This is a genomic window from Fischerella major NIES-592 (assembly GCF_001904645.1).
In the GTDB taxonomy this organism is placed as follows: Bacteria; Cyanobacteriota; Cyanobacteriia; order Cyanobacteriales; family Nostocaceae; genus Fischerella; species Fischerella thermalis.
The window spans coordinates 839648-865284 of sequence record NZ_MRCA01000001.1 but is presented as its reverse complement, the minus strand read 5'-3'; the positions used below and the strand labels follow the sequence as shown (position 1 = coordinate 865284).

Below are 25637 nucleotides of genomic sequence, written 5' to 3'. Positions count from 1 at the left end.
CAAGCACGGTTTTGAAGCCGAGCATGAGGGGTGACTCTCATGCTTAGGTTAACGGATTACCTTCTTTGTGCACTCTGCCAGAATACTTCTGCCTTCTTAAAACAAGAATTACCCTACTTTCATATCAATTGCAATGAAATGAAAGTAGGGTATATGTTACCATATTTAAATTTTTTTCTTGGTCAAGGCAAAACTGCGCTCGCTCACTCCCATCTAAAAGTCCTAACCAAAAAAATTTAAACTACCCTCTTTGATATCTCTTACTCTTCACTTGCTGACTCAACAATTTCTCCTTCAAGCAACTGCTAACAACTCTAATAACTAACAAACCCCACAGCTACCTCCCTGCTTGCAAAGTGAAAGACGTAACAAAGGAATGAAGACTCGCTTCTGTTAACCTGGATTTAATTTTTATATGGCTGTAGCAAAATAATTAACTTAACAGAAAAAATTTCCTCAAACTATTGTTAACAATTGTAAAATTCATCTCTTCAAGACTAGAAACATGATTTTTATCTAGTTAAACTAACAAAAAGGGTGTGCGTGCTGTTACTAATTAAAAAAGGCGTGGTTCTCTAGTCTAGATGATCCCTGTTCAACTGACTCTGAAAAATTTCCTCAGTTACCGTGATGCAACTTTGGATTTTCGCGGCTTGCATACGGCGTGTATTTGTGGGGCGAATGGCGCTGGAAAATCTTCTTTGTTGGAAGCTATCACCTGGGCAATTTGGGGCGAAAGCAGAGCCAATTCTGAAGATGATGTTGTCCACACTGGTGAAAAAGAAGTTCGAGTAGATTTCGTTTTTAGAACCAGCCAACAGCAAACTTATCGAGTTATTCGTACTCGCGCTCGTGGTGGTAGTAGTGTGTTGGAATTCCAAATTGAAACCCCAAATGGGTTTCGCTCACTCACTGGTAAAGGAGTGAGGGCAACTCAAGATGTGATTTTGCAGCATATCAAACTAGACTACGATACTTTTATTAACTCTGCCTACCTGCGTCAAGGTCGGGCAGATGAATTCATGCTCAAGCGTCCGAGCGAACGCAAGGAAATATTAGCGGAATTATTAAAACTTAATCAATATGATGAATTAGAAGAACGGGCAAAAGATATATCGCGTCAGTTTAAAGCCAAAGCTGAAGAGTTAGAACGCTCTTTGGAGTCAATGAAAATTCAACTGCAACAACGAGATGCGATCGCAACTCAAAGAATCACCTTAGAAAACGAACTCAACCAGCTCCAACAAGTACAAGCCTTTGAGAATATCAAACTTCAAAGTTTGCAAGTTATGCAGCACCAACGGCAGAATTGGGAAGAACAACTGAATTTTGTCAGACAACAATATCAAAATTTAACTCAAGATTGCGATCGCCTAGAGCAAGAACGGGGAGCAGTTGGGAGTCAGCTAGCCACATTAGAAGAATTATTAGCTCAAGAAGCACAGATCAAAGCCGGATACAGCCAATACCAAAATTTGCAATCTCAAGAAGAAGCCACAAGTGCCAAATTTGCAGAATACACCCGCGCTCAAACCAGCCGCCAGCAAAAGCAACAACAGCTGAGCAAACAAATCAACGAAATCGAAAGACAACTGCAACAAGCACAAGCGCAATTAGAAGCATTGCATCAGCAAGAGGCAGAAATTCAACAAACTCTCAACAAATCAGGTGAAGTAGAAGCAGCTTTGTCTCAATTAGCAGCAGCACGTCAACGTCTAGCTCAATTAGATGAACTGCAATTACAAGTGTCTCCCCTGCTGCAACAACGAGCAACTTTACAAAATCAAATCCTGCGGGTGCAAGCAGGCTTAGTAGCACGATTAGAACAACTAGAAGCAACACAAAACCAACTACAATCGCAGCAGCGACGCCAACCGCAACTGCAACAAGCAGTCATGGAAGTAGCAATGCAGATTGAAGAGTTGGAGAAAAAGCGGGTATATCTGCAACGAGTTCAAGAAAAAGGACAGGAACGCCGTAACTTTATCGAACGGCTGCAAGCTCATCAACGCGATTATGAAAGATTGCTGGGAGAACTAGAGCAAAAAATCCAAATGCTGCAAACTCCCAACGCCCTTTGTCCTTTGTGCGAACGACCTTTGGATGAGCATCACTGGAATCGAGTTGTAGACAAAACCAAATCTGAGTACAAAGATACAGAAGGGCAATTGTGGGTAGTCCGAGAACAAATGGCTGTCTCAGACAGAGAAATTCAAGTACTCAGGCAAGAATATCGCGATATATCTCAACAATTATCTGCCTATGACACATTGCGAGAACAAAGGGGACAACTCGCAGCCAAGTTACAGGCGACAACCGATGCTGAACAACAATTACGAGATATTGCAGTTCAAAAACAACAACTAGAGCGATCGCTGCAACTAGGCGAATACGCACCCGACAAACAAGCCGAACTCCAACGGTTAGAAGACTATCTACAACAACTCAACTATAATGAACAAGACCACGCCCTGGCTCGCAGTGAAGTAGAACGCTGGCGTTGGGCAGAAATTAAACAAGGACAAATTAAAGACGCACTCAAGCGCCAAACTCAAATAGAAGCCAGAAAACCAGAACTTCAGGCACAAATTGCCCAGTTGCAAGCAAGAATTAAGCAAGAGGCAATTGATTCTGAATGTGCTAAAGAAATCGCCGCCCTTGATTGCTATATTGCTGAACTTGGCTACGACACCGAACAGCACAACAACATCCGCTTGGCTGTACGCAAAGCCCAAGGTTGGCAGTTACGCTATCAACAACTACAAGCTGCACAACAGCAGTATCCGCAACTCAAAACTAGATTACAAGAATTAGAGATAGCTTTACAAGCAAGATGGACAGAACGACAAAGACTAAAAAATCAAATAGAAAGTATTGTCAGTCAACTTGAAGAAACAGCCAATCCTCTGGAGCAAATTCAAGCCTTAGAGCTACAACTCACAACCCGTCGCCGCCAACTCGACGAACAAATTAGCCAGTTGGGGCGCTTAGAACAGATGGCACACCAACTAGAAATGCTGCAAACTCAATATGAGCAACAGCAGCAACAACAGCAACAAGCCAAAGAGCAATACCGTGTTTACCAGGAACTAGCCCAAGCTTTTGGTAAAAATGGTATCCAAACACTGATGATTGAAAACGTCCTGCCGCAACTAGAAGCAGAGACAAATCAACTCCTTTCCCGCCTTAGTGCCAATCAGTTACATGTACAATTTGTGACACAGAAAGCCGGACGTAACGGTAAAGCTACCAAGAAAAATAGCAAGTTAATTGATACTTTAGATATTTTGATTGCCGATGCTAGGGGTACGAGAGCCTATGAAACTTACTCTGGTGGCGAAGCGTTTAGAATTAACTTCGCGATTCGTTTAGCTTTGGCAAAATTACTTGCACAACGCGCCGGGGCGGCTTTGCAGATGCTGATTGTCGATGAAGGCTTTGGTACACAGGATACAGAAGGATGTGATCGCCTGATTGCTGCCATTAATGCGATCGCCCCAGATTTTGCTTGTATTCTCACTGTTACCCATATGCCTCACCTCAAAGAAGCCTTTCAAGCGAGGATTGAAGTGAATAAAAGCCAGCAAGGTTCCCAGTTGCGTTTGATGGTTTAACAGCTAGAATCAGCAGGCGATAAGAATTAATATTGCTTTGATAAAATTGCAGTAGCTATGACTGAGTTACTAGAACAAGCGATCACCAAGTTAAAAACACTTCCTGCCAGTGAACAGGATGCGATCGCCTTAACATCGCTTGCATATGTTTCGTGATCGCACACTGAAGTTAATATACTGTGGTTGATAGTCGATATAAATAATTCCTCAGAAGATTAGGGAGTTAAAACAATGGTTACGCCAAGTAGGTTTTACTGAACTCCCAGGAAAAGGAAGCCACACTAACTGGATACATCCCTTATATACTGGAAACCTAACGGTTTCAGGGAAAGATAGTTCGGATGCTAAACCCTACCAAGAAAAGGATGTCCAACAAGCTATAAAAGAGGTAGAGTCCAAACAACAGTAGGAGAAGCAGCAAGATGAGTATATTTAAGTATCAAATGTTGATTCAATGGTCTGTTGAAGACAACTGCTTCTTAGTTGGATTTCCTGATTTTCCCGGACAGCGTTGGCGCACTCATGGCGATACTTATGAAGAGGCTGTGACAAACGGTATTGAAGCCTTAGAATCCCTAATTATGGCTTACGAAGCCACAAATGAACCGCTTCCACAGCCAACAGTTTATCAAGTTGCGTAATTTAGCTTGTTACTATACGTGTCAGAATTGGTGGTGCGATGGGCTATGTTCCGCAGTAGGTGATCGCTATTGCTGTATTAACTGTATGAGTAGAGATGGGTAGCGCGCTCGCATTCCTGTTATAGTTTACTCGCAAATTCTCAGTAAGATAAAAACTGAGACGCAATAATACAAACAAAATTATGTCTAGGCTCGTGGAGACACAGCAGAAAACTCGCAGTGGCAATCATGCGATTGTCATTGGCAGTGGTATGGCTGGACTGTTGAGTGCAAGAATTTTAACTGAACACTTTGAACGTATCACCGTAGTAGAACGCGATCGCTTACCACAACAGCCAGAAATACGTCAGGGAGTTCCCCAAGCAAATCACGTCCATGCATTGCTGACTCAAGGGTATCGCATTCTAGAAGAGTGGTTTCCTGGGATTGAGGAAAAACTGATTGCAGCAGGTGCGCCTTGTGTAAATTGGGCAATGGAATCATGTTTTTTTCATGCATGGGGTTGTGCAAAGCGTAGTTCCTCAGACTTAATTACTCGTACTTGCAGTCGTCCTTTTCTGGAGTGGGTAGTTCGTGGTTATCTGAGTAGCGATCGCCAGGTGGAATTTTTATCAGCAACTCAGGTAAAAGGTTTACTGACATGACTAAGCAGCCAGCATCACTGTTTGCGCCAAATCTTTTACTACGAGTGTTAAAAAATATTGGCACAAACTCAAATTAGATATCACTCGGTTTGTTAAACAACTCCAAAATCTGCCTACAAAACTGCTTTAGCTTTTCGCTTATATCTTCTGAAGGCTGGGTTGCGCCTACAAAATTCCAATTTTCTATGGTCGACAGTCGCCACTGTTCACCCAAGTGGCTAAATCCTGCTACTTCCACACCAATTGCACGACGTAAGCTGCTTACAGGATCTTGGTAAAAACGGATCTGAATCAAGATACTGCGGCTACGCCATGATTTGCTTACCCCAGGAAAGTGAAAGCCGATGTCTATGGAATCTGGATCGATTAACTGTCTGGTTTCTGGATCATTTGTCCACGGTTTGAGATCAGATCTAGCGTCAGGGAAGTGAAATTTAAATAAATTAACAGCTGTAGCAATCTTGCTGGCGAATTCTAAGTTAGTTCCCATTTCAGCTGCGTTCACGAAAACACTCTCCCCAATTTGTGTTTACTAATGGACGATGCCACGAAATTAAAACCGCCAGAAGGCTCTGTGATATGGAGTTTCAGCCTATCAATATCTTGATATTTTTGGCAAATTTCCCGTTAGGTTTTCCTAACAATATTTAATTTATATTAGACTTAGATTGTGGTCTAGAGTAATCATTTTAAGTAATTATACTCAAAATATCAAGACAAAAAAAGAATTTCGCCAAAATACCTTGCTAATCAGAACAAGATGTTACGCGCTCCGATCTAAAATGACACTGTTAATCGGTAACACATAAGCTTAGTTTATGGCGCGTCAACGCTCACTCTTGTCACTAGTCCTGGTTCTTTTAGCAACGTTTCTGATCAGCTGTGGTGGTCCTACTGTGGCTACAGCACCTCCAACTTACACTCCTGCACAGATCGAGAAAATTCAGGGATACCTGCCTAAAATCGAAGCTGTGCGCAATCGCTCTGACGAACTTAAAGAGTTGATCCAAGATAACAATTGGGTAAATGTTGGTAACTTTATCCACGGTCCTATGGCAGAAGCAAGGCTAAACATGACTTACATCATTCCTAACCTCCTACCTCAAGATCAACCAAAAGCGCGTCAAGTGGCGCGAGAAATGTTTAATCATCTGGTTCAAATCGACCAAGCCACTGAATCTGCCAATTCTCTCAAAGCTTTGAGTAATACCAAAGCTGCATTTGCAGATATTGACAATTTTCTGAATTTGCTACCAGAAGCTAGCACTTCAGCAGAAGCTGGTTAGGCGTAATCAGTTATCAGTTATCAGTTGTCAGTTATCAAACTAAATTGCTTACTGATAACTGTTAACTGTTAATTGATAACACTGCCCTTGTCTATTCTTAAAAACTATGAATGTTGTTATTATCGGTTGTGGTGCAGTTGGAGCTGCGATCGCCTATGAACTTAGTCTAGTCAAAGGGCTAAATATTACAGTTTTCGATAAACAACCACCCGCACAAGCTTCGACAGGGGCGGCGTTGGGTGTTTTAATGGGTATCATCAGTCATAAGATCAAAGGGAAAGCTTGGCGGCTGCGTCAAACTAGCATTCAACGCTACGAAAGCCTAATTCCAGAACTAGAGGAACTTACAAATTGCAAGATTCCTTTTAACCGTCAAGGAATTCTCATGCTGTTGACAGGGAATGCAGATGCTTCTGTAGCAGATCAAGAAATCTCACACTGGGAAAAACTAACCGAAATTCGCCACAATCAAGGATACCAGCTAGAGATTTGGGATACTACTAAACTACAAAATCTCTGTCCCCAGGTAAAAGATCAAAATATTATTAGTGCTATCTACTCTCCTCAAGATCGTCAACTAGATCCGACAGCGCTGACATTGGCTTTAGTTACAGCTGCCCAAAAGAACGGTGTAACTTTTAAATTTGATGTCAATGTTTTAGGCATAACACCACGCCAGCAATTAGAAACAACAGAAGGGAAAATAGCAGCAGATTGGTTTGTAATTGCTGCTGGACTGGGTTCATCACCATTAGCAGCACAATTAAACTATCCAGTTGACATTCGTCCTGTATTAGGTCAAGCTTTGCAACTAAGATTAGGATATTCTTTGGGTAATCCCGATTTTCAGCCAGTCATCACCGGTAATGATGTGCATATAGTTCCTGTTGGTAATGGAGATTACTGGGTAGGTGCAACGGTTGAGTTTCCCACAAATGGTAGTCATGAGATAGCACCCGACACAGAATTGCTTGAGTCTGTAAAACAACAAGCGATCGCCTTTTGTCCTGATTTAGCAAACGCCACCACTATCCGCACTTGGTCTGGGTTGCGTCCCCGCCCCGAAGGACGCCCCGCCCCTATCATCGAGAAATTATCAGGCTTTAGTAACGTCCTGCTTGCTACCGGACACTATCGTAATGGCATTTTACTTGCACCCGCCACTGCTGACGCGATTCGTGAGATGATTATCTCTAATTAGAAAAAAAGCAGGTTTGTAGTAAGGACTTTAGTCCTCAAATATTTAAGCGCCGAAGCGCTCACTACAAACCTATCTATTTTATTAACGCCCTTGCATTTTTCATAAAATGTCCATAACAGAACATAAAATAACCGTAGATTCACAACAATGGTTTTACAGATTAGCAGAACCAATTGGTAGAACTGATTTATTACCAATTTTATTGCTACATGGCTTAGTCTCGCAAAGTTACAGTTGGCGTAAAATTTTACCTGCATTAGCACAACAAGGAACAAAAGCGATCGCACCAGATTGGATTGGTTTTGGCTTTTCCTCTAAACCTGAAAAAAGAGATTTTGCTTATACTCCCGATGCATTTGTTACAGCTTTAGCAAGATTTATTCAAGCCTTAGAATTAAAACGTCTTTCTTTAGTTGTACAAGGTTTTTTAGGTTCTGTCGGGCTGCAATATGCCTTGCGTCATCCAGGACAAATTGCCAATATTGTCATACTCAACACACCAATTTCTAGTACTGCTAAATTACCTTGGAAAATTCAACAAATGGGTCTACCTTTGGCAGGTGAAATGATGACCCAAGACCCCCTGTTAGTAGACCGAACTTTAGAAAGTGGTAGTCGTTACGTCATCCCTGACAAACATTTAGATATTTACCGTCAACCATTTTTAAAAACATCTGCGGCTGGACGCGCCCTTCTATCAACAATTCGCAATTTACAACTAGCAAAAGCCATGCCTGAAATCGAAACTGGTTTCAAACATTGGCAACAACCAATATTAATTCAATGGGGAGTAATCGATCCTTGGTTGAATCTAGATATGGCAGAAAACTTTGCTAAATCTGTACCAAATGGAAAACTAGTCAAATTAAATAATGTTGGGCATTATCCACAAGAGCATTACCACGAAACTATTTTGGAAGATTTGTTACCCTTTGTGCGTCGTGCTGAATCTAGTTGACATTAAATAAAAGCACAACTAGCAGTACCAAAAACAGAATAACAATTCCAAAGGGCGATCACATCCAAGCAGCAACACCCTTACCGACCTACTTATATCAAATCAATCAGCCACAGGTGGATACAAGCGATCGCCAGTAGCAGTATCAAACACAAATAACTTACTCAAATCAACATCCAACACCAAACGATCACCTGGACGGGGGCGCACATCCGCACCCGCCTGCACATTCACCACTACCCCCGAACCAGGTAAAACCGCACGAATCAAAGTCTCCCTTCCCAGAGGTTCCACCACCTTCACCTCCACCACCAACTCTGCGAATTCTCCTTCGCGTCCTTCGCGGCTTCGCGGTTCATTAATACTAATACTCTCCGGTCTCACACCCAAATCAAACCCCTGTCCCTCCCGCAGATGCAACTTCCCCTGCATATCTCCACTCACAGGTAACACCTGCCCATCCACATCAAAACCCCCAGCCACATACTTAGCTGGTAAAATATTCATCGGCGGACTACCCACAAAAGTTGCCACCATCCGATTAGCAGGTTTAGCATAAATTTCTTGCGGTTCCCCAATCTGCTGAATTCTGCCGCGATTCAGCACCACAATCTGATCCGCTAAAGTCATCGCCTCGACTTGATCATGAGTCACATATACCGTAGTAATACCCAAGTTTAAGTGTAACTCTTTTAACTCCGCCCGCGTATCATCTCTTAATTGGGCATCTAAATTCGATAAAGGTTCATCTAATAAAAATACCTGTGGTTGACGGGCGATCGCTCTTCCCAATGCTACCCGTTGCTGCTGTCCCCCGGAAAGTTGTTTGGGTTTGCGTTCCAATAAGTGTTCCAACGCCAGCGATCGCGCCACCGTCATCACCCTTTCTTGCACAACCTTAGGGTCAACTTTGCGCATCCGTAACCCAAAGGCAATATTTTCTGCTACTGTCATGTGCGGGTACAGGGCATAATTCTGGAACACCATCGCCACATCTCGTTGTCTGGCGGGGACATTATTCATCAGCTTATCCCCAATGTAAAGTTTGCCAGAGGTGGCAGTTTCCAAACCAGCGATCGTTCGTAAAATTGTAGACTTACCACAACCCGAAGGCCCTACCAAAACCCAAAATTCCCCATCAGGAATATTAAAGGTAATATCCTCTATAGCAATGACATTGTTGAATTTACGCTTAATGCTTTCGAGACTAACGCTAGCCATTGTTCGGTTGTGGAATTGAATTCTTGAATGAATCTGGCGGGGTGCGATCGAATTTTAACGTGAAAAACCAAAAACTTTGCGATCGCCTATTGTCTTGAATCAGCAATTAGCTGTTTGACCCAGGTACGGAAAGCCTTAGTAGTAGCATTTTCTCCGTCTTTCCTAGTTTTTTGCAGAAACTGGGGAATTTCTTTGACGGGTATGGGAGCAAATGTGGGGCTAAATTGAACTTCTGAGTATTCACCCTCATGGAGTATGTAAACTAGTAAAACACTGCCGTTGAACCGCCAAAACTCAGGTACACCAATAGCCGCGTAAATTTTTGTCTTGTCTACTTTTGGTCTGGAATATTCAACTTCTAGCACCAAGTCTGGTGGTGGATCAATTGCTAAGTCTATATTTTCTCTGTCTCTAACTAAAAACTCATGTTGGATGTAGTAGCTGCTATCAGGTTCTCCCCCTCGTTCTACATCATCCCGTGTCAAGGTCAGTGAACCAACACTTTTGACTTCCAAACCTAATTCCTCACACAACACAATCACAAATCTTTCTATGAGGCGGTTTGAGTTTTCGTGTGGCATCAATGGAGTCATGATTTCTAATATTCTATTGTCATAAGCTAGCCTGGTATTTCGTTCATCACCCATGTCGGCTAGTATGGCTTTAAATGTTTGCCAGCTGATATTTTCTAGTAAAGTTCTGGTTTCTGCCGGTGGTGCTGTTGTTACCATGACAAGTGTTCTCCTATTGCGAGAGTAAAGCTAACCCCAGGCCGGATGAGCAAATATAGACGCAATTACTCGCACTCCTCGCAGTTGATTAGAAAGGGGTAAATGACCTTTAGGGGCACTTAAATCCCAAGTAAATTCTTGGGGGTAACGTGTCCAGTTATTACCTTTTTTCCAACCAATTTTTACCCAAAGATTATCCCAATTTTTCCCCAAACTCAACCAAATTTCTCGCTGTACTGAATATCCAAATTTCCCTTCGGAGTGCACTAACCACAATTTGTTAATGGTTTGTAAATCTGCAACTGGAAAATTTTCTACTTCGGTAAAATAAAGCCACTTACGCTTAACAGCTTCTGCACCCGCAATTTCACACAATTTTTGCAGAGTCATGCGGTCAGCAGCCTGGAAATCTTGGCTTGCCAACAGATGTTGTAAGGAACTGTAATCAATGCCGCAGTCTGATTTTAAAGGTACAATTCCCTGAGGAAAATGGGTTTGGAGAAATTCTTTAATTTGAGGCGAATCAGAGTTATACAGCACTTGGTAAGCTTTACCATCAACCCAAGTTGCGGGAGTGTCACGACGTTCCATTAAAAATTCCATCAGGACATCAAATCCGTTGTTACCCAGGTTAGCTAGCAGCGGGATAGTTTGTTGTTGGACTTGCAATGACCCAGCAATTAACTGGCCGCGTAAGGATTCAATGTCAGAAGATGTGCCTGATACAATCATTGGGTCTGTCATGCCATTACTCAGAAAATGCGATCGGTGAACAAGTGTTAGCTAGAAAATTTTGTGGATGGGAAAGCATAGTAGCGTAGAGTAGTTTACAGGAAATTGCTCCCAAAGCCTACTCATTATATACCTGTATTATCATTCGATATGTTAGTTGCTGTGGTACCTAACGACATGATCAGCTGTCGTAAAATATCCGTTTTAGTTCTGCCTACAGCTTGACAGTGGAATTCTAACATTATGAACTCTTAGTCAGTCACACTGATAGTAATCTCTGTTTCATTCTTCAGTTGCTGGCTGTTTGCTGTATATTTTCAGGGTATACTAATTACGCTTCGAGGCGATAAGATAGCATCGAAACAGAAGATAAGGGTCGGGGATTGGGGCATTGGGAAGAGACTTGTTAAATAATTCTCCCTTGTCTGGCTTGTCCTGCTTACAGTCTCTAGTCCCCAGTCCCCCCAATCCGTCAAACTCTTCTGGAGAGGGGAAAACTCTGCCTACTAGCTTGATCAATAACAAAGCACAGCAAAATCTGTTCTTGCTGTTTGTTGTTCGTTCTTTGGAATAATTATCTAGCAACAAACAACGATCAACAACCAACCACCAACAACTACAGCAGCTGTTGTCGCTGCGTCACAATCAGGAGTGTGTGAATGTACGAAAAAATTACTCCCCCCTCAACCGGAGAAAAAATCACTTTCAACAATGGTGAACCAACTGTTCCTGACAATCCGATTATCCCCTTCATTCGCGGCGACGGTACTGGTATTGATATCTGGCCTGCTGCACAAAAGGTCTTTGATGCTGCTGTAGATGTAGCATACAAAGGCAAACGGAAAATTAGCTGGTTTAAGATATATGCTGGGGATGAAGCTTGTGAATTATACGGAACATATCAGTATTTACCCCAGGATACCCTGACAGCAATCCAAGAATATGGCATAGCAATAAAAGGGCCCTTGACCACGCCTGTAGGCGGTGGAATTCGTTCGCTCAATGTTGCTTTACGGCAAATTTTTGACTTGTATGCTTGCGTGCGTCCTTGTCGGTACTACGCAGGTACGCCTTCTCCCCACAAAAATCCAGAAAAACTCGATGTGATTGTTTATCGGGAAAATACCGAAGATATTTATTTGGGGATTGAGTGGCGACAAGGTAGCGAAATCGGCGATCGCTTAATTAAATATCTCAACACAGAACTCATCCCTGCCACACCAGAACACGGCAAAAAACAAATTCCCTTAGACTCTGGGATCGGCATTAAACCAATCAGTAAAACTGCTTCTCAGCGCTTAGTACGACGTGCCATCAAACACGCCCTGCAACTACCCAAACACAAACAAATGGTGACTTTGGTGCATAAGGGCAACATCATGAAATACACCGAAGGCGCTTTCCGTGATTGGGGTTACGAACTGGCTACTAGTGAGTTTCGACAGCAGTGCATCACAGAAAGGGAATCTTGGATTTTAAGTAACAAAGAAAAAAACCCCAACATCACGACCCAAGAAAACGCCCGAATGGTTGATCCTGGATTTGATGCTTTAACCACAGAGAAACAAGCCCAAATTGTCAAGGAAGTAGAAACAGTTCTTAACTCAATTTGGGATACTCACGGCAATGGTAAATGGCAAGACAAGGTGATGGTTAATGACCGCATCGCTGACAGTATTTTCCAACAAATTCAAACTCGACCAGACGAATATTCGATTCTGGCGACAATGAATTTGAATGGCGATTATTTGTCTGATGCAGCAGCAGCCATTGTCGGTGGACTAGGAATGGGCCCAGGGGCAAATATTGGCGATGAATGCGCGATTTTTGAAGCTACCCACGGTACTGCACCCAAACACGCTGGCTTGGATCGCATCAATCCTGGTTCGGTGATTTTGTCTGGTGTGATGATGCTGGAGTATTTAGGATGGCAAGAAGCAGCAGACTTGATCAAAAAAGGTATTGGAGATGCGATCGCTAACCGTGAAGTTACCTACGACTTAGCCCGGTTAATGGAACCACCTGTAGAACCTTTAAAGTGTTCAGAATTTGCGGAAGCGATAATCAAGCACTTTAGTTAAATCTCAGCTTCAGTAGACAATTTGACCACCTTGTCATTACCCACATTTTTGTCATAGTCGAAGTTTGCACTCTGGTGTTATCCCGCCCAGAACTTCAGTTCTGGGCTAATAGCCTAAGTCCACTTAAGTGGACTGAAATTTGTGTTGAATCTAGTTCAGTAGACTTTAGCTATTAGCCTTGGAATAAATTCCAAGGCGGGATAGCAACCAAGCAAGAGATTTCAAAAATGTGGGTAATGACAAGTTATAAACACGGGGGATTGAATCACTAGGTCTTGAGGGTGAAGTTACTTTTTTACTAGGAACGAGCGAAGGCAATTTTGTCGACTGAAAATTCTGTCAGCCTTTTCATCTGTGCATTTTTGAGATCCACATTAAATAGATATTGAGTTTGCTCAGATTTGAGTTTTCCAACTGCATACAGATCGCCCGACCCAGAGAAAGCGAGGCTGAATAAATCGTTTGCTAGGGCCTGTCTGTCAAAAGTCAATGGTGACAATTCGATAATTTTTCCTTTACCAGTAATTATCGATTTATTATCTAGGTCTAACTGCGCCAATTGTGTTATGCCTTCTGAATTCATAGTCGTAAGATAATATTTTCCATCAATCGGCGATTGAGCTAAATTACTATATCGCCGATTTGGGAAAAGTTCTGGTAAAGCTAAATCAGATTCATGAGATACTTTGCCATTTTGTGGATCAACAAGCGCAAATTTAAAAGGAGGCGTACCCCCACTTTCACTGACTATGCAAATAAGTTTGTCATCTTTGGTTCCCACAACACCTTCTATTGTGTTGTTAGTCTTTTTGAATCCCGATATTTTTTTTGATTTAGGCTTCTTATCAAGCTTTTTAATATCTGTAATTAGCAATTTGGTATAGTTACCCTTCCGCGAACTGCCAACAACTACAAAAACAAAACTGCCGTCGGATAGGCTAGTAAATCCAGTTATCCGCTCAGTTGGTTCAGTATATAATGCCTTCTGGGCGCTCTCAGTAACTGTATTTGCATTGTCCACAGCTGTAGACGGAACCTCTGTAGTCGATACTTGTCGTAGAGTTCCCAAATCCAAAGCTGTCACTTTTATTGCTGGAGTAGTATTGGCTACATCTGTAGATTCTTGGTCTTTTGCTTGCTTTCGGCCTTTGGCCGCAACTATTGCTCCGTAGACTAAGGTATTTGAATTCTGAGCAACACTTTTATTTGCAAGGTTGATAATCGCTGTGGTCGCAGCACTAGCAAGTACTAACTTTCCAAATTGTCGGCGTCTAATTTGTAACTTCATAATTTATTAGTACCTTGAGTTTGAAAAATTTTTTATCATCTGAAATTTGAATAAAGTGTTTTTACACTGTTTGCTAAAAGTTGGCGTATTCAATCAAAAACAACTTTTTCCATCAAAATTTTGTGGGCGCATTTTCATGCGCTTTCATTTAATGAGCAAGTACCGTCAAATTCTTCTTTAACCCATCTAATACTAATTTTCAAACATCACTATATTTAGTACATGGGTACTAGATTGCCATTTACATCAATTACCCAATCAAACTGAAATGATTTGACCGAGCAAACATTACTAATTACGCTCAACTTCATTTATCCACAGTCCAAAAGTATTTTTTGATTTTCATTGTGGAGTATAAACAGATTAAAAATATAAAGTATGGTAGATGTTAAAGGCTATTGCTTAGTGTTATTCTAACGAACATCCTTATAAAGGATATGATTATGCTCACACTGTGGAAATAAAAAATTATGAAAAACTATACAACATTCTGTTCTTTTTCCGCATAGATTCAGTTCAACGTAAACAACGTATTGCTTCTAACAATCCTCTAGCTTTATTTAAAGTCTCTTCGTACTCTTTTTCTGGTTCTGAATCAGCTACTAAACCCGCGCCTGCTTGAACGTTAACTGTATTATGACGTACAACCATTGTCCGAATAGCGATCGCAGAATTTAATTGCCCTTCAAAATCGTAGTATCCATAAACACCAGAATATACACCACGCCGACTAGGTTCTAACTCATTTATGATCTCCATTGCCCGAATTTTGGGTGCGCCGCTAACTGTTCCGGCGGGGAAGCAAGCTTTGAGTAAATCCCAAGCTGTCTTACTAGGCGCTAATTTACCCACCACATTGCTAACAATGTGCATAACATGGGAGTAGCGTTCAATTACCATTAACTCGTCAACTTTCACCGTACCGCTTTGGCACACCCGCCCCAAATCATTACGACCCAAGTCAACAAGCATGACGTGTTCAGCTATTTCTTTGGGATCTTTGAGTAAATCATCTGCTAGGTCCATATCTTCTTGGGTTGTTTTACCCCGTGGGCGAGTACCAGCAATGGGACGCACTGTAGCCAATAAATCCCCTTCTGAATCACGTTCGGCTTTTACCATCACTTCGGGACTCGAACCAATAATCTGCCAATCCTGGAAGTTGAAAAACGCCATGTAAGGAGAAGGATTAATTTGACGCAGGGAACGATACAAAGCAAAAGGATCACCAGTGTATTCTGTCGATAAGCGCTGGGAAATTACAACTTGGAAGATATCGCCGGCTTTGATGTATTCTTTTGCCTTTTTAACGCTGCTACAAAATTCCTCACGAGTAAAATTACTTTTGTACTCCTCTACTCCTACTTCTCCCACTCTCTGATTTGCTGGGGGTTCCCATTCCAGTAACGTATTTTGCGGTGATAAAGGCAAAGATAACTTGTTGACCATTTGAGTGACACAACAACAAGCCTTTTCATAGGCTGTCTGTAAATCTACATTTGGATCACGCAAATCCGCGTAAGCCACAGCCCAAATTTTCCGCTTGACTTGATCAAAAATTAATAGATGATCTACCTGCATCCAAACACCATCAGGAATATTACGGTCGTCTTGTGGATGAATTGGTACACGTGGCTCGATCCAATTAATTAATTCATAACCCCAAAACCCAAATAGACCTCCAATTCCCGGTGGTAGCTGCGGTAATTTAACTGGATAAAAAGGTTCTAAACATGTGGCTAAAGCTGTAAATGGATCACCTGTAAATACAACCTGAGAACCATCACGGTGCATCTGAGTGGTTTTATCGCCTCTTGCTTCTAAGATCCATAACGGGTCACAACCTAAAAAACTATAACGCCCGATTTTTTCTCCACCTTCTACCGATTCCAGCAAAAAACTATAAGGTTGTCCAGCACAAACTTTATACCAAGCAGAAACTGGTGTATCTAGGTCTGCAACCCATTCTTGATAAACCGGGACAAAGTTACCATTTTTAGCTAGTTCGGAAAACTGAGAAAAATCAGGGAAAATCATATAAATAATCAAATAAAGGGAACAGGGAACAGGGTGTGATTATGCCCTGTTTTCATAGCAATTCTGTGTAGTTAATTTTGTAATGGTACTTAAATTTGGTAGTTTAACACTAAAGCTAGGCTAGAAAATAAGACTAACCCCACCAGCTGCTGACCGTAGGGGACGATAGGTTTTATATTTTATACTTCAGGATTTATACTACTTTATTTATTAATTCTTAATTGTTCTGAAAAACAAATAATATTGTATCCGTTTGAATACTTAATATTGTCGCTTAGGCTGGTAATGGGCAATGGGTAATCAGTAATGAAAAAACCAATTACCCATTACCCATTAACAATTACCAGCAAAACTAATGAAATCGTGACCTTTCCCTAATTCATTAGGAATTAGGAGCGTCGTAGGTAGCTGTGCCGCTGAATTTAACTTTAGAAGGACTGGGATTTTGACCGATTCTGCGATCGTTGTACCGTACTTTCTCCCGGCCTTGGTTAACCTTCTCAGGGAAGACACCATCAGCTGGATGAATGTAAACTGTTTCGCCGTTAGGATAAATCCGGTAAATTTTGTAATCTGTGATTTTAAATTTCCGAAGTTGACCACCTAGAGCGATACATTGCTCTTTACGAGCTAAATACAGCAAGTTCTGTCCCTGCCGCATAATAGCAGCGCCTCCAGTAGGCATTTCAAAAACTTGCTCTTTAGGGCTAGTCCAAGTGATAGCGTACTTCTCTTCGACTTCTGCTTTTTTGAGCAAGCCACCAGTGCTGCCGCCAAAGATTGGAGTTTGTCCAGAAAGTGTTTCTGCCATAAAGCGTCTCTCAACGTTTTTACGGCATCCTAACACCGCTGATGGGGACATATTGCGATTGTGTAAGGAACTGTAACAGTTTGGTTGGTTGGTGGTTGTTTAGAACTAACAACTAACAATTAACAACTAATAACTGACTCTTGATGGTCTTTTTTCCTGGCTTCCCTCAATAATGGGTATGGTGAAATGAAACTGACTACCCTGGTTTTTACCCTGTGATTCTGCCCAAATTTCACCGCCCCAGCCATTGACAATTTGACGACATATTGCTAGACCCAAACCAGTACCACCTGTACTGCGTCTTAGCGCTCCCTCTTCTTGATAAAAACGGTCAAAAACTACTTCCAAACGATTGGGTTCTATCCCTCGTCCTGTGTCTGCCACAGTCACCTCGACCATCTTACTGTTGTTGCGAATAGCCTTGATGGTAATTTGTCCATCTGGTGGCGTGAATTTGCAAGCGTTGTCTACAAGTTTTGCTAACACCTCCACCAACCAATCACCGTCAGCTCTGACTAAAGGCAGGTTGCTGGCCAATTCTGTTGTGATCTGGGGCAATCTTTCATCACCTGCTAGGCGAGTGCGAAGACGACTAAGTGCTAGGTCAACACACTCTTGTAAGGTTAATGATTCCGGATGCCATTCTACTCGTCCACTTTCTAAGTTGGAAAGCGTGAGGAAATCTTGAATCAGCTTTCGCATCCGTTCGGAGTCAGAAAGAGCTGTGTTTAGCATCACCTGTCGCAGTTCTAGAGGCATATCCGGTTCTGTGGCAAGGCTTTCCAAACACACTTGAATTGTAGACAGAGGTGTCCGCAATTCATGGCCTGTGATCGCAATCAAGTTGCTACGTGTGCGGTCTAGGGCTTCTAATTGCTGGTTGAGTTCTTCTAAGTTGGCGTAAGCTTCGGCTTGAATGAGAGCAGCCCCTATTTGAGTGGCGATCGCTTCTACCAAATCTAATTCCCCAGGATGCCAATCATGGGGAGTTTCACCACAATAGTGCAATTCTACAATGCCCAACAGTCGTCCTTGAAAAAGCACCGGTTCCATCAGCCAAGAGCGAATGGCATATCTCTCTACAATCTGCCACAGTGCTTTCGAGTTAATTACCCGCGAGTCGTTGAGAGTATCGACAACCCGCACGCCTTCACTCTGGATTACTACTTCTTGGAATAGAGGATTGTTTTCTAAGGGCCAAGTTTGTCCCAAAAAAGATGAAACACCAGGACTTAAAAACTCGTGTTCAATGATCGCTTGGGTATCTGTAGCTTGAGCGCGGTAAATTAAACAGCGACAAGCCCCCAAGTTTTGTCCTAGTTCTTGGGCTGCTACTGTGAGAATTTCTTGGGGATTAAGCGATCGCCTAATCGCGGTACTAATTGAATTAACTAGTCTTTCTTTACGTGCTTGGGCAGAGATGGAACGGTAGGCTTTATGCAATTTGTACTGACTCGCTTGCAGATAAGTTACCAAACGTTGCACAAATGGATCGGTGTCAATATCGCAGGCGTATTCACTCGGTAATTGCTTTGTGTTTGAAGTAATCTTCCGTCCTCCAATACCAAAACGCTGGCGGGCTTGCTCGATTTTATCTGTTAACTCTGGTCTGTAAACTAAAATCCTCTGCAACAAGAGTTCGGCAGCTTGCAGGCTTACTCCCCGTTCCGCCGTCCAAATTCCTTCAAATCTTCGCGCCGCGTCCATATCCAGACTAGGACTTAATTCTCGTAGTCGAATGTTTTTGGCTAAAGAACCAAGACTTTCCCGACAAACTAAACAAGTAGCATAGTTTTGGGCTATGACCACCAAATGCCACTCTTGGCTGAGAGCATCATCTGCCTCAAAAGCTATCTTTTCGTAAAATTCCGAGCTGCTGGTAAAATCAGTTTCTGGCGCAGCTAATACGTATACTTGGTTACTTCGCTGGGCAAGCCGCTGATAGCGATGAGCTTCCTGGCGATAAAATCGCTCTCTTTGAAAGCTAGCAATAACCAAGGGCTGCTCGAGAGTAGCAGCTAAAACCTGATCCTCCATGGCATGGGATAAGGCCGTTAGCGAAGCTTTGAAGTATAGTTGGGGCCGCAGGTGGGGTATAGCCTGTAGCAAATCAATCAGCACGGAAGTTGAAATGCTCATGAACGTCCTAAAGAAGCCACAATCTGGACATGATTCACGTCACAGCTGCATTGTACAAATTACAACGGACTTTCCAATCAAGCATTTCGTTGCAATATGTAAAGAATGTTGAACTACTGCTAGCAGACTGACGCCGTAGAGTGGAGACAGAACTCTAAGACAAGAAATTAGCTGTTTTTTAGCCTATTAGTTTATTAAGGAAGACACACTCAGATATTCAAGTCTGCTCATATACTGCCCACCTTTTTGATTAACCTCTAGCATGAAACTTTAATGCTTTTTAAATCTGCTTTTGAGCATCAGCATTTCCACAATATTTAAAAACATTGTTTAGATTGAAACTTTCTGCTTTGCTAGAGCTAACAGCAATCTATCTTAACTCAAATATTGTTAATTTTTATAAACCTTATAAGTATTTATTTGCAGTTTAGTCAAAGTAAAGAAATTTTACAAATTTTTCTTGTTTATTTATATCTTGTTAACAAATTTCTCACTTTTGATAGAAGTAATTTCTCTAATTAAATTACTCTTGATCTGATCAACAAACCAGAGGTCGCTAAATAAGTATGTAAATTTAAAAAAAGAAAATCATCTCAAAAATAGTATCAATGTCATAATATTTAGATATTTAATAGATATCTAATTTACACAAAAAAGTATTTTTACTGATTTTTTCTTCAATAATTATATTTAGATAATAATTAATTACTATGATTTTATTACATATATTTTGCAAGTAAAACTCTTGCAAAATCTAAATTACGCTTTTAGTACTAGTAGATTTTTTGTGTATTTGTTTACTTTATCTCCGCTTATTAAACAAATAATTAGTATTTGTATAAACGTATTTATTATATATAAGTATATTGCTAATTGTAACTGGTTACTGTAATATAAATTTGTGTTCCAAAATAATACTGTCAAAAAACTTAAAATTATGTAATCAATTCAAATTTATCTAACGGTAAAGCATTTTAAGTCTGCAATTACTACTGGTAATGGTAAAAGTCTTGTGGAGAGAAATAGCAGAATACAAATTTTTGAAAAATACAAGAAGCGGTTTAACTTGTTTGTGTCCTCAGGACTAGCAGCATTGAACATAAAGTGTGTTTGTTCTCAAGTTTGTAAAAATTATGTTGGTTTGTTGCGATCGCACTAGCATAATTCACAGCTGTGTGGGCAAACATGCTGACATTGACATGTTTAGGTGAAACATGAGAATTGCTCAAATTTCCCCTTTGTGGGAGCGTGTTCCCCCCTTTCGTTACGGCGGTATTGAACTAATTGTGAAGTTGCTGACGGATGAATTAGTTCAACGTGGTCATGATGTGACTTTGTTTGCTTCTGGTGACTCAATTACTAAAGCAAAGCTCTGCTCAGTCCATGACAAAGCTTTACGGCTCGATCCTAGTGTTAAAGAGCCAATTATTTATGAGCAGATGTCCCTGGCTGAAGTTTATGAAAACGCACATCATTTCGACATAATTCACTCCCACGTTGGTTGTTCTGTCCTGCCTTACACCAGTTTTGTCAAAACACCCACGGTTCATACGATGCATGGGATTTTCACGCCCGATAATGAAAAAATGTATCGGCGTTATGCTCAGCAACCCTTCATCAGTATTAGCCAAGCACAGCGAGAACCACGTTTAGGTTTAAACTACATCCACACCGTCTACAACGGCATAGATACAGCCGTTTATGCTTTCAATTCTGAACCTGTACAACCTGCATACCTGGCTTTTGTGGGACGACTTTCTCCAGAAAAAGGGCCAATAGAGGCCATAAAAATCGCCCGTGCGACAGGCCTACCTCTAAAGATGGCTGGTAAGGTTGATGTTGTTGACCAGAAATATTATCAGGAGCAAGTCAAGCCACTGATTGACGGCGAACAAATTCAGTATTTGGGTGAAATTTCCCACGAAGACAAAGTAAAACTTTTAAGTGGTGCGACTGTAACTTTGTTCCCCATTACTTGGCGTGAGCCTTTTGGTCTGGTAATGATTGAGTCAATGGCAACAGGTACACCTGTAATTGGTATGGGTTTAGGCTCAGTACCAGAAGTCATAGCCCACGGCAAAACTGGTTTTGTATGCGATTGTCTGGAACAAATGATAGAAGTCATTCCAGATGCCATGAAACTAGACCGTCAAACTTGTCGGGAATATGTTGTTAGTCGCTTTAGCGTCGAAACAATGACCGATCAGTATGAAAGGGCTTATGAAATGGTACTCGCTCAAATCTGAGATGAACCAGGAACAATTTTAGTTGTCTGATTCAATTGTGTGGTAGCTCGGAGCTTGTATCAATTTCAGTAAGTTTCAAATTCTGCCCAGAACTCAAGTTCTGGGTTAATAGCTCAACTCTATTAAAATGCAGTGAATTTATAAAGTTATCATTTTTTAATAATTAAAAGCATATATATAAGAAATATTTATATTTATCGCATTCTATTCATATTGGTGTCATATTAATTCCGGATGAAGACCTCATCCTTAAGGATGGGGTTTAACTTTATATTAATATTTCCATTGCGATGCTCCGAAGGAGAGGTCTTTGAACATGGCAATTGCTGGGTAATACCCCTATTACTAATTACCCATTACCTATTACCTTTAAGGTTGACCGCTTAGAAACTCAAAAAACAAATCAAAGGAACAAGAAAAATGTTCCTGTTTTTTGTGTTTATCTACGCAAATTTTGAATTCACTTTAGAATTATAAAGATTTAATAATCTAACTTTGATGTGTTTCTGCCCACTGGCTAAATGTGATTATCATTTATCTTTGTAACAAAGCTCACAAAGTTTTGCTAGAGCGTTTTTCTTCCTGTTAACGCTGAACTGACCTGAAAAATATAGATTTGTACACGGAATACTGGCTGATGACACCGGATATATTGATGACGCCGGAGAGGATTTTCCTAGACGGAAAAACTTTTGTCCCCGCAGAGTTACTACCTATACCTGAATGGCCTTGTGTAATTAGTGAAAGACCACAGTTAACGCTCACGATTAAAGATGACGACTTATTTTTAGTTACAGATACTCTAGGTAATCTTTCTACCTGTTCTCTTGGTGATGGCAACCCTAGTATGGGGCTATTTTGTGCTGATACCAGATTTTTGAGCCGCTTAGAGTTGCAGATTGATGGGCGATCGCCTGTGTTATTAAGTAGTACTGCTGATAAAGGTTTTTCACTGTCAGTCTTATGTACTAATCCGAGAGTTGATGATCGCCTCCAAGCTGATACGGTGGGTATTCGTCGAGAAATTGTGCTAAATGGCGCACTTTTTGAAGAATTAGAGGTGTCTAACTATAGCACAAGTACAATCAACTTTGAACTGAGTATTAGCTTTGATGCTGATTTTGTAGATTTATTTGAAGTTAGAGGCTTTGGCAGAGAAAAGCAAGGTAAGCTTTTGCGTCTGATCGAGCCGACATTTGTAGAAGACACGGTAGTTTCTCTGGATGGTGCTTCGCCTCCCAAACTTCATCCTGCAATACCCACCGACAAATCTTTAACACTCGCTTACCAGGGTGTAGATGGTTTGGTGATGGAATCTCGCATAAATTTTCAGCATCGGCTACCAGATTACTTCAAAGGTTACACGGCAATTTGGCAGTTAGAGTTAGCATCCCATGAAAAACAAAAATTGGGCTATCGGGTGAATATGCTCACCAATAACAAGCCCACTTCTACTGTCAGCGCTCCTGTAACCTTGAGTCAAGCAAAAGCTGCTGAGACAATGGAAGAGCAAAACTGGGTGCAAGAAATTACACGTATTCGCGCAGACGAAAAAGGTGCTGTGAATCGTGTGATTGAACGTGCTGAGGAAGATATGTATTTGTTGCGTCAATCTTTTGGCAAATATAAGACTGTTTCGGCAGGAGTACCTTGGTTTTCAGCACTCTTCGGGCGGGATTCTATCATTACAGCTTCCCAAACCTTGATGTTAAATCCCCAAATTGCTAAAGAAACTCTGATTCTTTTGTCTCAATACCAAGGTAAAGTCGAGGATGAGTGGCGCGAAGAGGAACCAGGTAAAATTCTGCACGAACTCCGGTTAGGAGAATTAGCTAGGTGTCAGGAAATTCCCCATACTCCTTACTATGGTACTGTTGATGCTACTCCTTTGTGGCTGATGCTATACACCGAGTACTATGCATGGACACATGATACAGAAACTCTAGAAAATCTGTGGCCGAATGCATTGGCGGCGATGGAGTGGATTGATCGCAACATGAAAGCCACTGGCTACCTCAGCTATCAACGTAAATCCAAAGGTGGTTTAGTTAACCAAGGTTGGAAAGATTCTGGTGATTGTATTGTCAACCGTAAAGGCGAATTAGCTAACGGAGCGATCGCTCTTTGTGAAGTCCAAGGTTACGTCTATGCCGCTAAAATGCGCTTGGCAGAAATTGCTAGAATGAAAAAGCGGCTGGATTTATCAGATCGTTGGCAGGAAGAAGCCAGAAATTTGAAGCTGCGGTTTAACAGAGATTTTTGGATGGAAGACCAAGATTTCTGTGCTTTAGCTTTAGATGGAGATGGTAAACAAGTAGACAGTATTACTTCAAATCCTGGTCATTGTCTGCACTTGGGTATTTTTACACCAGAAAAAGCTTATAGTGTGGCAGAGCGATTGCGCGCCCCTGATATGTTTAATGGTTGGGGTATTCGCACCCTCAGCAGTTTGTCACCTGCTTACAATCCGATGGGATATCACATCGGTTCTGTATGGCCCCATGATAATTCTTTGATCGCTATGGGATTGCGATCGCTCGGTTTAGTCGATCAAGCCTTGGAACTTTTTGAGGGTTTATTCGACATGACTAAAAAGCAGTCCTATTATCGCCCTCCAGAGTTATTTTGCGGTTTCGAGCGTATCAGTGATGATAGTTCTCCTGTACAGTATCCTGTTGCTTGTACACCCCAAGCGTGGGCTACTGGTAGTATTTTTCAAATGCTGCATATGATAGTGAATCTAGTCCCAGATGCACCCAATAACTGCTTACGGATTATCGACCCCGCTTTGCCAGAGTCAATCAATTGCCTCTTGCTGCATAATCTGCGAGTCGGTCCCACTATCCTTGATTTAGAATTCGAGCGTTCTGGAAATACCACAGCTTGCCGTGTTGCCAAAAAACGCGGAAACCTCCGAGTAGTAATTGAAGCTTAATTGAAGGATGAAGTGTGAAGTATGAAGGATGAAGTATGAAATGTGTAGAAGCCCGTTAGGGCTGCTTGCCGTAGGTTACGATGAACTATGAGCTAAAGTAAGGGTTTTGTCCTTCATCCTTTAGCCTTCATGCTTCATCCTTTAGCCTTCTTCCTGGGTTTCGCTTTTTTGTCCTGGTGAAGATTCATAAAGAGCATCAAGTTGTTGACGCGCATCATCGACATTGATCGAACGCATTACTAACAATGGTTCTTTGATGATGTTGCCAGAATCATCTAGTAATTCTGGATGAGGTGTGAACGCTCTTCTAGATGCTACATAGGGATAGTTACCTTGATTTGCCATTGACGAGTACCTGGCTGGATAACTCCGGTCTCTATCAAAGCTGAACATGATTAAATTGCGAATTAAGTTCGCAACAGCTATACAAGCAAGAATTGTAAAAGCCAGAATGTAAAGCAGATGTAACATCGGGTTTTCCTCCAGAGGCAAAATTTTTAAAAGAATTTATAACAATGATTTGTTCTGCCTAGTTTGAATTGAAAACTATGGCAAATAGCAAAAACTCTGTTCCTAGTCCTATATTTGCGGTTTGAATCTGGCAATCCAAACAAGTGTATAATCAATCACCTGGCTGACTTAAATAATAAATGCTGTCAAGAGTTTTATTCGCTTCCAGAATTTATCTGCCGTCTTGCTGTTGTGAGCTTGGGTTTTCAGTGCGGAAATACATCGCAACCTTCCAGCATTGTGATAACAATTGATGCCAAGGCATTAAGGTTGCCATATCAATTCCAACTTGTCCCTCTGTTGCAGTAAACAGCATCTTGGCTGTGTTCACCTCTTCCTGGGCTTGCTTGACTCGCTCTAGCAAGGCAGATTGCTCCTGGCTGCTCATAAAATTAAGTTGTTCTGTTTCCAGAAAATTACGCGATCGCGTAAACCAATACTGAAAATCATCCAGTAGTGGTTGCAAAATTGTCTTGAGCAACTCAGGCTCTGATAAGTTTGAGTCTCGCATAATTGACAAGCATATTTCTAAGTTTCTTACTAATATTAACGCTATTTACGA

Annotated in this window: 20 protein-coding genes; 10 read left to right on the top strand and 10 right to left on the bottom strand. The window is 41.5% G+C overall.

The window, feature by feature from the left end; translation table 11 throughout:
- The first annotated feature begins 584 nt into the window (after nt 1-584).
- The 4 genes from sbcC to NIES592_RS03820 all read left to right on the top strand — a co-directional run bounded on the left by sbcC (nt 585) and on the right by NIES592_RS03820 (nt 4899).
- Nucleotides 585-3614: an exonuclease subunit SbcC gene (sbcC, locus tag NIES592_RS03835; protein ID WP_073554944.1), complete on the top strand. Its 3030-nt coding sequence runs from the start codon at nt 585-587 to the stop codon at nt 3612-3614.
- Nucleotides 3615-3816: 202 nt separating this feature from the next.
- The gene (locus NIES592_RS03830; protein ID WP_073554983.1) at nt 3817-4023 is read left to right on the top strand and encodes a type II toxin-antitoxin system HicA family toxin; all 207 of its coding nucleotides are present in this window, start codon (nt 3817-3819) and stop codon (nt 4021-4023) included.
- A 13-nt stretch (nt 4024-4036) separates the two neighbouring features.
- Nucleotides 4037-4255: a type II toxin-antitoxin system HicB family antitoxin gene (locus NIES592_RS03825; protein ID WP_073554943.1), complete on the top strand. Its 219-nt coding sequence runs from the start codon at nt 4037-4039 to the stop codon at nt 4253-4255.
- A 182-nt stretch (nt 4256-4437) separates the two neighbouring features.
- Nucleotides 4438-4899, top strand: a complete 462-nt coding sequence (locus NIES592_RS03820; protein WP_231936214.1) for an FAD-dependent oxidoreductase — start codon at nt 4438-4440, stop codon at nt 4897-4899.
- 73 nt (nt 4900-4972) lie between these two features.
- On the opposite strand, the gene NIES592_RS03815 is transcribed toward NIES592_RS03820, so the two are convergent.
- A complete protein-coding gene (locus NIES592_RS03815) occupies nt 4973-5404 on the bottom strand; it encodes a hypothetical protein (RefSeq protein ID WP_016872274.1) in 432 nt (143 codons plus the stop codon).
- A 313-nt stretch (nt 5405-5717) separates the two neighbouring features.
- Between NIES592_RS03815 and psbQ the strand changes: the two genes are divergently transcribed.
- The 3 genes from psbQ to NIES592_RS03800 all read left to right on the top strand — a co-directional run bounded on the left by psbQ (nt 5718) and on the right by NIES592_RS03800 (nt 8344).
- Nucleotides 5718-6185, top strand: a complete 468-nt coding sequence (psbQ, locus tag NIES592_RS03810; protein WP_009458169.1) for a photosystem II protein PsbQ — start codon at nt 5718-5720, stop codon at nt 6183-6185.
- A 106-nt stretch (nt 6186-6291) separates the two neighbouring features.
- Nucleotides 6292-7386, top strand: a complete 1095-nt coding sequence (locus NIES592_RS03805) for an NAD(P)/FAD-dependent oxidoreductase (protein WP_073554942.1) — start codon at nt 6292-6294, stop codon at nt 7384-7386.
- 106 nt (nt 7387-7492) lie between these two features.
- The gene (locus NIES592_RS03800) at nt 7493-8344 is read left to right on the top strand and encodes an alpha/beta fold hydrolase (RefSeq protein WP_073554941.1); all 852 of its coding nucleotides are present in this window, start codon (nt 7493-7495) and stop codon (nt 8342-8344) included.
- Between the two features lie 102 nt (nt 8345-8446).
- On the opposite strand, the gene NIES592_RS03795 is transcribed toward NIES592_RS03800, so the two are convergent.
- From NIES592_RS03795 to NIES592_RS03785, 3 genes are all read right to left on the bottom strand, one after another.
- Nucleotides 8447-9565 carry an ABC transporter ATP-binding protein gene (locus tag NIES592_RS03795; protein ID WP_062248530.1) on the bottom strand — a complete coding sequence of 373 codons (1119 nt, stop codon included), beginning with the start codon at nt 9563-9565 and terminating at the stop codon, nt 8447-8449.
- 86 nt (nt 9566-9651) lie between these two features.
- Entirely contained in the window at nt 9652-10296 is a 645-nt protein-coding gene (locus tag NIES592_RS03790) for a Uma2 family endonuclease (RefSeq protein WP_062248531.1), read from the bottom strand.
- Nucleotides 10297-10326: 30 nt separating this feature from the next.
- Complete coding sequence (locus NIES592_RS03785; RefSeq protein WP_073554940.1) at nt 10327-11040, bottom strand: GUN4 domain-containing protein; 714 nt, start codon at nt 11038-11040, stop codon at nt 10327-10329.
- A gap of 647 nt (nt 11041-11687) precedes the next feature.
- Here NIES592_RS03785 and NIES592_RS03780 point away from each other — a divergent pair.
- On the top strand, nt 11688-13109 hold the full coding sequence (locus NIES592_RS03780) for an NADP-dependent isocitrate dehydrogenase (protein ID WP_073554939.1): 1422 nt from the start codon (nt 11688-11690) through the stop codon (nt 13107-13109).
- 298 nt (nt 13110-13407) lie between these two features.
- Here the strand turns inward: NIES592_RS03780 and NIES592_RS03775 are convergent, their stop codons facing one another.
- From NIES592_RS03775 to NIES592_RS03760, 4 genes are all read right to left on the bottom strand, one after another.
- Nucleotides 13408-14397, bottom strand: coding sequence for a hypothetical protein (locus tag NIES592_RS03775; protein WP_073554938.1), 990 nt, complete (start codon nt 14395-14397; stop codon nt 13408-13410).
- Between the two features lie 516 nt (nt 14398-14913).
- Nucleotides 14914-16434 (bottom strand): anthranilate synthase component I, encoded by a 1521-nt coding sequence (gene trpE / locus NIES592_RS03770; protein WP_073554937.1) that lies wholly within the window; start codon nt 16432-16434, stop codon nt 14914-14916.
- Nucleotides 16435-16816: 382 nt separating this feature from the next.
- Nucleotides 16817-17245, bottom strand: a complete 429-nt coding sequence (locus tag NIES592_RS03765; RefSeq protein ID WP_062248538.1) for a photosystem I reaction center subunit II PsaD — start codon at nt 17243-17245, stop codon at nt 16817-16819.
- Nucleotides 17246-17371: 126 nt separating this feature from the next.
- Nucleotides 17372-19384, bottom strand: coding sequence for a DICT sensory domain-containing protein (locus tag NIES592_RS03760; protein WP_073554936.1), 2013 nt, complete (start codon nt 19382-19384; stop codon nt 17372-17374).
- Between the two features lie 1214 nt (nt 19385-20598).
- On the opposite strand from NIES592_RS03760, the gene NIES592_RS03755 reads away from it, so the two are divergent.
- Both NIES592_RS03755 and NIES592_RS03750 read left to right on the top strand, forming a co-directional pair.
- The gene (locus NIES592_RS03755; protein WP_062248540.1) at nt 20599-21630 is read left to right on the top strand and encodes a glycosyltransferase family 4 protein; all 1032 of its coding nucleotides are present in this window, start codon (nt 20599-20601) and stop codon (nt 21628-21630) included.
- 637 nt (nt 21631-22267) lie between these two features.
- A complete protein-coding gene (locus tag NIES592_RS03750) occupies nt 22268-24565 on the top strand; it encodes an amylo-alpha-1,6-glucosidase (RefSeq protein ID WP_073554935.1) in 2298 nt (765 codons plus the stop codon).
- Nucleotides 24566-24706: 141 nt separating this feature from the next.
- Here NIES592_RS03750 and NIES592_RS03745 read toward each other — a convergent pair whose 3' ends face one another.
- Complete coding sequence (locus NIES592_RS03745; protein ID WP_009456096.1) at nt 24707-25036, bottom strand: DUF2973 domain-containing protein; 330 nt, start codon at nt 25034-25036, stop codon at nt 24707-24709.
- A 211-nt stretch (nt 25037-25247) separates the two neighbouring features.
- On the bottom strand, nt 25248-25586 hold the full coding sequence (locus NIES592_RS03740; RefSeq protein WP_062248543.1) for a DUF2605 domain-containing protein: 339 nt from the start codon (nt 25584-25586) through the stop codon (nt 25248-25250).
- Between the last annotated feature and the right edge of the window lie 51 nt (nt 25587-25637).

Excerpts from the sequence above, each read along its gene's own strand:
- NIES592_RS03760 (WP_073554936.1), bottom strand. The coding sequence starts at position 19,384 with ATGAGCATTTCAACTTCCGTGCTGATTGATTTGCTACAGGCTATACCC.
- NIES592_RS03825 (WP_073554943.1), top strand. The coding sequence starts at position 4,037 with ATGAGTATATTTAAGTATCAAATGTTGATTCAATGGTCTGTTGAAGAC.
- NIES592_RS03780 (WP_073554939.1), top strand. The coding sequence starts at position 11,688 with ATGTACGAAAAAATTACTCCCCCCTCAACCGGAGAAAAAATCACTTTC.
- NIES592_RS03755 (WP_062248540.1), top strand. The coding sequence starts at position 20,599 with ATGAGAATTGCTCAAATTTCCCCTTTGTGGGAGCGTGTTCCCCCCTTT.
- NIES592_RS03785 (WP_073554940.1), bottom strand. The coding sequence starts at position 11,040 with ATGACAGACCCAATGATTGTATCAGGCACATCTTCTGACATTGAATCC.
- NIES592_RS03805 (WP_073554942.1), top strand. The coding sequence starts at position 6,292 with ATGAATGTTGTTATTATCGGTTGTGGTGCAGTTGGAGCTGCGATCGCC.
- NIES592_RS03820 (WP_231936214.1), top strand. The coding sequence starts at position 4,438 with ATGTCTAGGCTCGTGGAGACACAGCAGAAAACTCGCAGTGGCAATCAT.
- NIES592_RS03745 (WP_009456096.1), bottom strand. The coding sequence starts at position 25,036 with ATGTTACATCTGCTTTACATTCTGGCTTTTACAATTCTTGCTTGTATA.
- NIES592_RS03795 (WP_062248530.1), bottom strand. The coding sequence starts at position 9,565 with ATGGCTAGCGTTAGTCTCGAAAGCATTAAGCGTAAATTCAACAATGTC.
- NIES592_RS03750 (WP_073554935.1), top strand. The coding sequence starts at position 22,268 with ATGACACCGGATATATTGATGACGCCGGAGAGGATTTTCCTAGACGGA.
- trpE (WP_073554937.1), bottom strand. The coding sequence starts at position 16,434 with ATGATTTTCCCTGATTTTTCTCAGTTTTCCGAACTAGCTAAAAATGGT.
- NIES592_RS03775 (WP_073554938.1), bottom strand. The coding sequence starts at position 14,397 with ATGAAGTTACAAATTAGACGCCGACAATTTGGAAAGTTAGTACTTGCT.
- NIES592_RS03800 (WP_073554941.1), top strand. The coding sequence starts at position 7,493 with ATGTCCATAACAGAACATAAAATAACCGTAGATTCACAACAATGGTTT.
- sbcC (WP_073554944.1), top strand. The coding sequence starts at position 585 with ATGATCCCTGTTCAACTGACTCTGAAAAATTTCCTCAGTTACCGTGAT.
- NIES592_RS03790 (WP_062248531.1), bottom strand. The coding sequence starts at position 10,296 with ATGGTAACAACAGCACCACCGGCAGAAACCAGAACTTTACTAGAAAAT.
- NIES592_RS03765 (WP_062248538.1), bottom strand. The coding sequence starts at position 17,245 with ATGGCAGAAACACTTTCTGGACAAACTCCAATCTTTGGCGGCAGCACT.
- psbQ (WP_009458169.1), top strand. The coding sequence starts at position 5,718 with ATGGCGCGTCAACGCTCACTCTTGTCACTAGTCCTGGTTCTTTTAGCA.
- NIES592_RS03740 (WP_062248543.1), bottom strand. The coding sequence starts at position 25,586 with ATGCGAGACTCAAACTTATCAGAGCCTGAGTTGCTCAAGACAATTTTG.